1 rRNA gene is annotated in these 2,944 nt (G+C 52.8%); it reads left to right on the top strand.

Annotated elements, in window-relative coordinates:
- Positions 1-5 precede the first annotated feature (5 nt).
- A 23S ribosomal RNA gene (locus BGM26_RS14470) occupies positions 6-2,941 on the top strand.
- Positions 2,942-2,944 lie beyond the last annotated feature (3 nt).

Below are 2,944 nucleotides of genomic sequence, written 5' to 3'. Positions count from 1 at the left end.
AAGTAGGTTAAGTTAGAAAGGGCGCACGGTGAATGCCTTGGCACTAGGAGCCGATGAAGGACGGGACTAACACCGATATGCTTCGGGGAGCTGTAAGTAAGCTTTGATCCGGAGATTTCCGAATGGGGGAACCCCCTATCCGTAATGGGATAGGATCTATATCTGAATACATAGGGTATAGAAGGCAGACCCGGGGAACTGAAACATCTAAGTACCCGGAGGAAGAGAAAGCAAACGCGATTCCCTGAGTAGCGGCGAGCGAAACGGGATTAGCCCAAACCAAGAGGCTTGCCTCTTGGGGTTGTAGGACACTCTATACGGAGTTACAAAGGAACGAGGTAAATGAACAGGTCTGGAAAGGCCGGCCAAAGAAGGTAAAAGCCCTGTAGTTGAAACTTCGTTCCCTCCAGAGTGGATCCTGAGTACGGCGGGACACGTGAAATCCCGTCGGAAGCAGGGAGGACCATCTCCCAAGGCTAAATACTCCCTAGTGACCGATAGTGAACCAGTACCGTGAGGGAAAGGTGAAAAGCACCCCGGAAGGGGAGTGAAATAGTTCCTGAAACCGTGTGCCTACAAGTAGTCAGAGCCCGTTTATGGGTGATGGCGTGCCTTTTGTAGAATGAACCGGCGAGTTACGATTACATGCAAGGTTAAGTTGAATAGACGGAGCCGCAGCGAAAGCGAGTCTGAATAGGGCGTTATAGTATGTGGTCGTAGACCCGAAACCAGGTGATCTACCCATGTCCAGGTTGAAGTCCAGGTAACACTGGATGGAGGACCGAACCCACGTACGTTGAAAAGTGCGGGGATGAGGTGTGGGTAGCGGAGAAATTCCAATCGAACCTGGAGATAGCTGGTTCTCTCCGAAATAGCTTTAGGGCTAGCCTCATGTAGTAAGAGTCTTGGAGGTAGAGCACTGTTTGGACTAGGGGCCCCCATCGGGTTACCGAATTCAGACAAACTCCGAATGCCAAAGACTTATCCATGGGAGTCAGACTGCGAGTGATAAGATCCGTAGTCAAGAGGGAAACAGCCCAGACCACCAGTTAAGGTCCCAAAGTATACGTTAAGTGGAAAAGGATGTGGAGTTGCTTAGACAACCAGGATGTTGGCTTAGAAGCAGCCACCATTTAAAGAGTGCGTAATAGCTCACTGGTCGAGTGACTCTGCGCCGAAAATGTACCGGGGCTAAACGTATCACCGAAGCTGTGGATTGACACCATTAGGTGTCAGTGGTAGGAGAGCGTTCTAAGGGCGTTGAAGCTAGACCGCAAGGACTGGTGGAGCGCTTAGAAGTGAGAATGCCGGTATGAGTAGCGAAAGATGGGTGAGAATCCCATCCACCGAATGCCTAAGGTTTCCTGAGGAAGGCTCGTCCGCTCAGGGTTAGTCGGGACCTAAGCCGAGGCTGAAAAGCGTAGGCGATGGACAACAGGTTGATATTCCTGTACCACCTCTTTACCGTTTGAGCAATGGGGGGACGCAGGAGGATAGGGTAAGCGCGCTGTTGGATATGCGCGTCCAAGCAGTTAGGCTGGTAGCGAGGAAAATCCCGTTACCGTAAAGGCTGAGCTGTGATGGCGAGGGAAATATAGTACCGAAGTTCCTGATTCCACACTGCCAAGAAAAGCCTCTAGCGAGGGAAAAGGTGCCCGTACCGCAAACCGACACAGGTAGGCGAGGAGAGAATCCTAAGGTGAGCGAGAGAACTCTCGTTAAGGAACTCGGCAAAATGACCCCGTAACTTCGGGAGAAGGGGTGCTTTTTAGGGTGCATAGCCCTGAAAAGCCGCAGTGAATAGGCCCAGGCGACTGTTTAGCAAAAACACAGGTCTCTGCGAAGCCGCAAGGCGAAGTATAGGGGCTGACGCCTGCCCGGTGCTGGAAGGTTAAGAGGAGGGGTTAGCGCAAGCGAAGCTCTGAATTGAAGCCCCAGTAAACGGCGGCCGTAACTATAACGGTCCTAAGGTAGCGAAATTCCTTGTCGGGTAAGTTCCGACCCGCACGAAAGGCGTAACGATCTGGGCACTGTCTCAACGAGAGACTCGGTGAAATTATAGTACCTGTGAAGATGCAGGTTACCCGCGACAGGACGGAAAGACCCCGTGGAGCTTTACTGTAGCCTGATATTGAATTTCGGTGCAGCTTGTACAGGATAGGTAGGAGCCTTGGAAGCCGGAGCGCTAGCTTCGGTGGAGGCGTCGGTGGGATACTACCCTGGCTGTATTGAAATTCTAACCCTCACCCCTGATCGGGGTGGGAGACAGTGTCAGGTGGGCAGTTTGACTGGGGCGGTCGCCTCCTAAAGAGTAACGGAGGCGCCCAAAGGTTCCCTCAGAATGGTTGGAAATCATTCGTAGAGTGTAAAGGCACAAGGGAGCTTGACTGCGAGACCTACAAGTCGAGCAGGGACGAAAGTCGGGCTTAGTGATCCGGTGGTTCCGCATGGAAGGGCCATCGCTCAACGGATAAAAGCTACCCCGGGGATAACAGGCTTATCTCCCCCAAGAGTCCACATCGACGGGGAGGTTTGGCACCTCGATGTCGGCTCATCGCATCCTGGGGCTGTAGTCGGTCCCAAGGGTTGGGCTGTTCGCCCATTAAAGCGGTACGCGAGCTGGGTTCAGAACGTCGTGAGACAGTTCGGTCCCTATCCGTCGTGGGCGCAGGAAATTTGAGAGGAGCTGTCCTTAGTACGAGAGGACCGGGATGGACGCACCGCTGGTGTACCAGTTGTTCTGCCAAGGGCATCGCTGGGTAGCTATGTGCGGACGGGATAAGTGCTGAAAGCATCTAAGCATGAAGCCCCCCTCGAGATGAGATTTCCCATAGCGTCAAGCTAGTAAGACCCCTGAAAGATGATCAGGTTGATAGGTTTGAGGTGGAAGCGTGGTGACACGTGGAGCTGACAAATACTAATCGGTCGAGGACTTAACCACAAT

This window comes from Bacillus sp. FJAT-29790 (assembly GCF_019039215.1).
Classification (GTDB): domain Bacteria; phylum Bacillota; class Bacilli; order Bacillales; family Cytobacillaceae; genus Cytobacillus.
Note: the sequence above shows the minus strand (reverse complement) of the source record. Positions and strands in the feature narration are given on the sequence as shown.